We start from the raw sequence: 7,459 nt of genomic DNA, 5'->3' as shown, positions 1-7,459 counted from the left end.
CGACCCCCGTCCGGGCCCGCACGCCCCCGCCGGCCCGGGGCGGGTGTGCCGCCGGGCCGGCCGGGTGGGGGTGCGGGGGTACCGGTGGGTCAGTCGACCGCGACGGTGTTCTGGGCGGCGCCGACGCGCCAGGCGCCGTCCTCCTTGACCAGGATGTAGAACGGGCGGCCCTCGGGCCGGTCGGCGATCCGGCTGCCGTCGTGGCGGACGGGCTGCTGACGGACGTTCACCGCGGCCACGTCGGGGCGCAGGAACAGCACGCGCTCGACGTCGTAGACGGCGGTGGACTCGGCCGTCGCCCCGGGCAGCACCTTGCGGGTGAAGGCCTCGATCTCCTCGAAGCCCGACAGGCGCTTGCCGTGGCCGGTGGTCCACACCGGGTCCTCGCGGCGGAAGACGCCCAGGAACCGGTCGACCAGCTCGTTCTGCTGGGCGTGCTCGACCTCGGCGACCAGGCGGCGGATCGCGGCCACCTCGGCGTCGGCCTCCGGGCCCTCGGGGGCGCCGAACACCTCCACCGGCCGGTACGAGCCCGACACCAGCTCGGCCACCACGCCCGGCCGGGCCGGCTGCCAGCCGAGGGCGGTACGGGCGGCGGCGCCGCTGACGCTCTGGTCGAGGGCGAGCGCGTCCGCGAAGAGCGGGCCGAAGACGTCGGCAACCTGCTCCGCCGGCACGGCGTGCGGGGCGGCGAGCACCCCGGCGGCGCGGCCGGCGGCGCGGGCGATGTCCCGGACCGGGACGGCCGACTCGCCGACGCCGTGCCAGACGGTGCCGGCCCCGGCCCGCTCGGCGGCGGCCACGAACAGCTCGGCCAGGTCGTCCACGTGGACGGTCGGCCAGCGCACGCCCTCCTCGCCGTAGTACTCGGGCGCCCCCTGCTGCCGCGCCCGGTCGACCAGGAGGGCGGGGATGCCGCCGCCGCGGCCGTACACGATGGCGGGCCGGACGACGACCGCGCGCACGCCCTCGGCGGCCTCGGCCAGCACCCGCTGCTCGATCCGCGGGCGGTAGCCGACGAGGCCGATCGGGTCGGTCGGGGCGTCCTCGCCGACCTCCTGGGCCTCGCCGGTGGCGCCGAGCACCCAGACGCCGCTGGTGTAGACGAAGGGGCGGCCGGTGCCGCGCAGCGGGGTGGCGAGCGCCTCGATGACGGCGGTGTCGACCTCGGCGTCGCCGCTCGGCGGGGCCAGGTGGATCACGGCCTCGATGTCGGGGGTGACCACACCGGCCAGCGAGGAGGGGTCGGCGGTGTCGCCGACCAGCTGGGCGTGCCAGCCCCGGCCGGGCTGCGGTTCGGCGCCGCGGGTGAGCGCGACGACCCGGTGGCCGGCGGCGGTGAGGTGGTCGGTGACGGCGGAGCCGATGTAGCCGGTGGCGCCGGTGAGCAGGACCTTCATGATGTTCCCCCCTATGTCGAACATTTCGATGTCGAAACTATAGGCAGACCCGATTCGCGATGTCAAACACTTCCACGTCGAAATGTTAGACTCCAGGCCATGACGGAACAGCAGCCACAGCACGACGGCGTCGACCGCATCACCGCCCAGTGGCGCGCGGTCCGCCCCGACCTGGACACCTCCCCCATGGCCGTGATCGGCCGCCTCTCCCGCGCCTCACGCCTGCTGGAGCGCGGGATCAAGGAGAACCTGGCCGCCCACGGCGTCGAACCCTGGGAGTTCGACGTCCTGGCCACCCTGCTGCGCTCCGGCCCGCCGCACGTCCTCACCGCCGGGGAGCTCAGTTCGGCCGCGATGGTCAGCTCCGCGGCACTCACCAACCGCATCGACCACCTGGTGGGCAAGGGCCTGGTCGAACGGGCCGTCGACCCCGCCCACCGCCGCCGGGTGCTGATCTCCCTGACCGACGCCGGCCACGACCTGGCCGACCGCCTCGTCGAGCACCACCTCGCCGGCGAGGAGCGCCAGCTCACCGGGCTCACCGCCGCCGAACGCGACCAGCTCACCGGCCTGCTGCGCCGGGTCCTCCTCACCCTCGGCGACCACGCCGAGGAGCCCGGCCGGCGGTAGCCGTCCGGCGGCGGCCGGCCCGCGACAACCGGCCCGCGGTGGCCGTCCGGCCGGCGGGAGGGCGACCCCACGGCGGGCGCGGCTCAGACCAGCCGGTGCATGCCCACCGAGACCGGCGCGGTCTCCGTGAAGCCGTACCTGCCGTAGAGGTGCCGGGCGTCGCCGTCGGCGATCAGGGACACATAGGCGCCCGGCACGGCGCGCCGCTCCAGCTCCGCCACCAGGGCGGCCACGATCCGGCGGCCGAGGCCCAGACCCTGGTGCCCGGGCAGCACACAGATGTCCACGAGCTGGAACACCGAGCCGCCGTCGCCGATCACCCGGCCCATCCCGACGGTCTCCCCGAGGTGCCGGACGAGGACGCCGTGCCAGGTGTGGGGCAGCCCGGCCGCGACCGCCTCCGCCGGGCGGTCGGCCATCCCGGAGGCGGTGCGCAGCCGCCGGAAGGTGTCGACGTCCGGGACTCCGGCCTCGATCTCGTAATGGTCAATGCTGTCTTCCATGCCTTACAGCATAGCGCGCCGCTCAAGTGTGACCGGAAATGACCGAACCTGTCCGGCAGTCCCGTTTCACCAGGTAGATTCGCCGACTGACCGATCGTCAGTGGGGGGCGCGCGGCGATGCGGCGGCCCCCGGCTGCCCGCACACCTGACAGACAGGACCGCCGTCTTGACCGATCCCCGGCCCATCCCCGACCGGGCCTCCCCCGCACGGCCCGCCGTCTCCCGGCGCACCGTGCTCGGCGCGATAGGTGCCACGGCGGCGACCCTCGCCGCCGCCCCGGCCACCTCCGCCGTAGCCGCTTCCACCTCCGCCACCGCCACCGCCCCGACGGGCCCCGCCGCCGCCCCGGCCACCTCGGCGGCGCCGACCGCGGTGGACGTCCCCGCCACCCGCAGCAGCGCCCCGGCCGGCGGGACCGCCACCGAGGTCCGGGCCGACTTCCCGATCCGCTACGCCGCGATCGGCTGGAACGGGCCGCACCGCGGCGGCGCCATCCGCTTCCTCGGCGCGGACGGCACGCCCGGCGCGTGGCAGGCCCTGCGGCCGGGCTGCGCGGGCGGTCCGGACGAGGCGGCCACCGGCCCCGCCGTCACCGCGCTGGTCGCCGCCGACGGCGCCGCCGGGTACGAGCTGCGCCTGCCCGACGGCGCGGAGGGGCTGCGGGCCGCCGCGATCGACACCGTGCACGGGCCGTCCCGCCGGGTCGAGCTCCCGCCCACCACACCGGTCACCTTCTGCGGCGTCACCTACCTGTCGCGGGCGGCCTGGGGCGCCGACGAGTCCAAGCGGTTCAAGAACGGCGTCGAGAACTCACCGGCGAAGTACTACCCGTTGCAGACCCTGACCGTGCACCACACGGACACCCCGAACGCCGACGCCGACCCGGCCGCCACCGTCCGGGCGATCTACGAGTACCACGCGGTCACCCTGGACTGGGGTGACATCGGCTACCACTTCCTGATCGACGAGGCCGGCCGGATCTACGAGGGCCGGTGGTCCGGCGAGGACGGCCTGCCCGCGCACGACGCGGACGGCAGGCTGGTCACCGCCTTCCACACGGCGGGCTTCAACTCGGGCAACCTCGGCGTCGCCCTGCTCGGCACTCTCACCGCCCAGGGGCCGACGGAGGCCGCCCGCCGCTCGCTGACCGCGCTGCTCGCGGTGCTGAGCCGCACGCACGGGCTGGACCCGCAGGCCGGGGTCACCTTCGTCAACCCGGTCAACGGGGTCACCAGGCCGGTCGACATGATCAGCGGTCACCGTGACTGGCTGGCCACCGACTGCCCCGGCGGCGTCATGTACGCGGACCTGCCGGCGCTGCGCACCGACGTGGCCCGGACGGCCGGCACCGCGCGCGGCTGAGCCGCCGCGCCGGGCCGTGCGGGGCCCGGCGGACGGACGGCACAGCGGGCGGACGGCACAGCGGGGTCGGTGACCCGACCGGGCAGCCCGGTCACCGACCCCGCGTCGTCAGGCGTCCGCCGTCAGCCGGCCGCGCCGAGCACGCCGTTGACCAGCTCGCGCGCCTCCTCCTGCACCCGGGCCAGGTGCTCCGGCCCGTGGAAGGACTCGGCGTAGATCTTGTACACGTCCTCGGTGCCGGAGGGCCGGGCCGCGAACCAGGCGTTCTCGGTGCACACCTTGACCCCGCCGATGGCGGCGCCGTTGCCGGGGGCCTCGGTGAGCACGGCGGTGATCGGCTCGTCGGCGAGCCGGTCGGCGGTGACCTGCTCGGCGGAGAGCCGTCCCAGCAGCGCCTTCTGCTCGCGGTCGGCCGGGGCGTCGACGCGGGCGTACGCGGGGGCGCCGAAGCGCTCGGTGAGCTCGCCGTAGTACTGGCTCGGGGTCCGCCCGGTGACGGCGGTGATCTCGGCGGCCAGCAGCGCCAGCAGGATGCCGTCCTTGTCGGTGGTCCACACCCCGCCGTCGCGGCGCAGGAACGAGGCCCCGGCGGACTCCTCGCCGCCGAAGGCGACCGAGCCGCCCAGCAGCCCGTCGACGAACCACTTGAAGCCGACCGGCACCTCGACCAGGTCGCGCTTCAGCTCGGCGGCGACCCGGTCGATCATGCCGGAGGAGACCAGGGTCTTGCCGACGGCGGCCCGCTCCGGCCAGCCCTCACGGTGCCGGTAGAGGTAGTCGATCGCGACGGCCAGGTAGTGGTTGGGGTTCATCAGCCCGCCGTCGGGGGTGACGATGCCGTGCCGGTCGGCGTCGGCGTCGTTGCCGGTGGCGATCGCGTACTCGTCGCGGCGGCCGATCAGCGAGGCCATCGCGTGCGGGGAGGAGCAGTCCATCCGGATCTTGCCGTCCCAGTCCAGCGTCATGAACCGCCAGGCCGGGTCGGTCACCGGGTTGACCACGGTCAGGTCGAGCCGGTGGGTCTCGGCGATCCGCGCCCAGTACGCGACCGAGGCGCCGCCCAGCGGGTCCGCGCCGATGCGCAGCCCGGCGGAGCGGATCGCGTCGAGGTCCAGCACCGAGGGCAGGTCCTCGACGTAGGCGGTGAGGAAGTCGTGGCGGCCGGTGGTGTCGGCGGCGAGCGCCCGGGCGTACGGGATGCGGCGCACGCCCGCCAGGCCGCCGGCGATCAGCTCGTTGGCGCGGTCCTGGATCCAGCCGGTGGCGTCGGAGCCGGCCGGGCCGCCGTGCGGCGGGTTGTACTTGAAGCCGCCGTCGGCCGGCGGGTTGTGCGAGGGGGTCACCACGATGCCGTCGGCCCGGGCGGCCGGGTTCGCGCGGTTGTGGGCGAGGATGGCGTGCGAGACGGCCGGGGTGGGGGTGTAGCCGTCGGCGCCGTCGAGCAGCACGGTGACGCCGTTGGCGGCGAGCACCTCGACGGCGGTGGCCCTGGCCGGCTCGGAGAGCGCGTGGGTGTCGGCACCGAGGAACAGCGGCCCGGTGATCCCCTGGGCGGCGCGGTACTCGCAGATCGCCTGGGTGGTGGCGGCGATGTGGTCCTCGTTGAAGGCGGTGTCGAGCGAGGAGCCGCGGTGACCGGAGGTGCCGAACGCGACCCGCTGCCCCACCTCCCGCGGATCGGGGTGCAGCGTGTAGTACGCGGTCACCAGCCTCGCCACGTCCACCAGGTCGCCCGGCTCCGCCGGCTGTCCGGCGCGTGCGTGCACCATCTCTTCTCCCAAGTCGTCCTCGTGCGGTCACCGGTTCTCTCCGGCGGCTCCCCCGGCCCTCACCGATCGTAACCGCCCGGCCACCTCGGTTCCGCCACGGGGACCGGCCGCCGGGGAGCCGGTCGGGAGCGTTCCGGGGGCCGGGGCCGAATCGGTGCGGGAGCGGCCCGGGCGCCGTGGCCGGAAGTGATCGCTCCACTCCTCTTTGACCGCGTACTGACGTATGGTCATGAGGCCGCATCGGTCGGGCGACGCACCCCTTGTACCCGTCGACGGCAGCGCCCTAGGATCAAAGTGAAATGTCACATGGCAACGGAGCTGTCGTGGAGGACCACACTCCGGGCCCGGGCGGCGCCACGAGCACCCTGCCCAGGCCCTTCTACCGGCTCGCCGTCGGGGACGCCGTCTCCGGCTACGGCAGCCAGCTCAACATGGTCGCGCTCAGCCTCTTCGCGTACGAGGCCGCCGGCAACGCCCTCGGCACGGCCGGCTACCTGACGCTGCGGCTGCTCGGCGGCTTCGGCGCCGGACTGCTGGCCGGCCGGATCGTCGGCCGCGTCGACCGCAAACTGCTGATGACCACCTGCGCCTTCACCCAGGCCGCCGGACTCGTCGGCCTGGCCCTCACCCCCGAGCACCTGCGGATCACGGTGCTCTACCCGCTCGCCCTGCTCTTCGGCGCGGCCGGCACGCTCTCCGCGGTCGCCCTGCGCAGCAGCATCCCCGAGATGGTCGGCCCGGAGCTCCGCGCCCGCGCCAACGGCGTCCTGGTGACCGGGCGTTCGACCGCGATGGTGCTCGGCTTCGCCTCCGCGGGCGTGCTGGTCGCCTGGGCGGGGTTCCACGCCGCGCTGCTCACCGACGCCGCCAGCTTCCTGGTGTTCGGCCTGGTGGTGCTGCGGCTGCCGCTGCGCACCCGGGCGGACGCGGACCCCGAGGCGCCGGACCCCGAGGCGCCGGGCCCCGAGGCAGCGGGCCCCGAGGCCGCGGCGGCCGCCGGGGAGGCCCCGGCGAAGGACGGCGCCGACGCCCCGGCCGGACGCTGGGCCGGGCTCGCGCTGCTGCGCGCCCTGCCGGTGATCGGCGCCATGGTCGCGATCCGGCTGGTGGACGCCTTCGGCTCGGCCGCGCACAACATCGGTCTGCCGGTGTTCGCCACCGAGAGCGACCCGGACAACCCGGCCGGTGTGCTCGGCCTGTTCTGGGCCACCTGGGCGGTCGGCAGCCTCGGCGCCCACCAGCTGGTCTCCCGGCTGCTGCTGGGGCGCGGCAAGGAGCCCGGTGAACGGGCCTTCGCGGTGGGCACCGCCCTGATGTCGGCCTGCTTCATCCTCGCCTTCACCGGCCTGCCCACCCCGCTGTTCCTGGTGGTCGCGCTCGGCGCCGGGCTGGCGGACGGCTTCACCGAGATCTCGTACACCACCCGGATCCAGGCCGTCGAGGACGACCGGCGCGGTCAGGCCTTCGGGCTGATCGCCAGCGCGGAGAGCCTCGGCATGGGCGTCGGCATGCTGCTGAGCGCCGGACTGCTGGAGCGGTTCGGCCCGCTGACGGTGGTCGGCTTCTCGCACGCCGTGCCGATCGTGCTCGCGTTCGGCTTCCTGCTGGTCGTGGCGCTCACCGGCCGCCGCCGCAGAGCCGCCGCCCCGGCCCCCACCGTCCTGCCCGCCGCCGCCGGCGCCACCACCGGCGCCGACGACTAGGGCGTGTCTTGTGGATCTTGTCGGATAGGCCGCGGCGTTGGGGTGCGTGCATCGCAAGGCGGAGGAGGGAGCCACTGCGGAGCATTGGCGA

The 7,459-nt window shown here is 75.2% G+C and carries 6 protein-coding genes; 3 read left to right on the top strand and 3 right to left on the bottom strand.

Features of this window, described 5'->3' with window-relative positions; all coding sequences use genetic code 11:
- Positions 1–89: 89 nt before the first annotated feature.
- Positions 90–1,424 (bottom strand): SgcJ/EcaC family oxidoreductase, encoded by a 1,335-nt coding sequence (locus tag ACWEQL_RS39320; protein WP_452155896.1) that lies wholly within the window; start codon positions 1,422–1,424, stop codon positions 90–92.
- 75 nt (positions 1,425–1,499) lie between these two features.
- Between ACWEQL_RS39320 and ACWEQL_RS39315 the strand changes: the two genes are divergently transcribed.
- Entirely contained in the window at positions 1,500–2,030 is a 531-nt protein-coding gene (locus tag ACWEQL_RS39315) for a MarR family winged helix-turn-helix transcriptional regulator (protein ID WP_452155894.1), read from the top strand.
- An 83-nt stretch (positions 2,031–2,113) separates the two neighbouring features.
- On the opposite strand, the gene ACWEQL_RS39310 is transcribed toward ACWEQL_RS39315, so the two are convergent.
- A complete protein-coding gene (locus ACWEQL_RS39310) occupies positions 2,114–2,533 on the bottom strand; it encodes a GNAT family N-acetyltransferase (RefSeq protein ID WP_452155892.1) in 420 nt (139 codons plus the stop codon).
- A 166-nt stretch (positions 2,534–2,699) separates the two neighbouring features.
- On the opposite strand from ACWEQL_RS39310, the gene ACWEQL_RS39305 reads away from it, so the two are divergent.
- Positions 2,700–3,896: a peptidoglycan recognition protein family protein gene (locus ACWEQL_RS39305; RefSeq protein WP_452155890.1), complete on the top strand. Its 1,197-nt coding sequence runs from the start codon at positions 2,700–2,702 to the stop codon at positions 3,894–3,896.
- Between the two features lie 122 nt (positions 3,897–4,018).
- Here ACWEQL_RS39305 and pgm read toward each other — a convergent pair whose 3' ends face one another.
- Complete coding sequence (gene pgm, locus ACWEQL_RS39300; protein ID WP_452155888.1) at positions 4,019–5,665, bottom strand: phosphoglucomutase (alpha-D-glucose-1,6-bisphosphate-dependent); 1,647 nt, start codon at positions 5,663–5,665, stop codon at positions 4,019–4,021.
- A gap of 323 nt (positions 5,666–5,988) precedes the next feature.
- Here pgm and ACWEQL_RS39295 point away from each other — a divergent pair, with 323 nt between their 5' ends.
- Positions 5,989–7,368 carry an MFS transporter gene (locus ACWEQL_RS39295; RefSeq protein ID WP_452155886.1) on the top strand — a complete coding sequence of 460 codons (1,380 nt, stop codon included), beginning with the start codon at positions 5,989–5,991 and terminating at the stop codon, positions 7,366–7,368.
- Positions 7,369–7,459: the final 91 nt, after the last annotated feature.

This window comes from Kitasatospora sp. NPDC004240, from assembly GCF_053603215.1.
The sequence above is the reverse complement of the archived record's forward strand: the minus strand, read 5'-3'. Positions and strand labels throughout refer to the sequence as shown.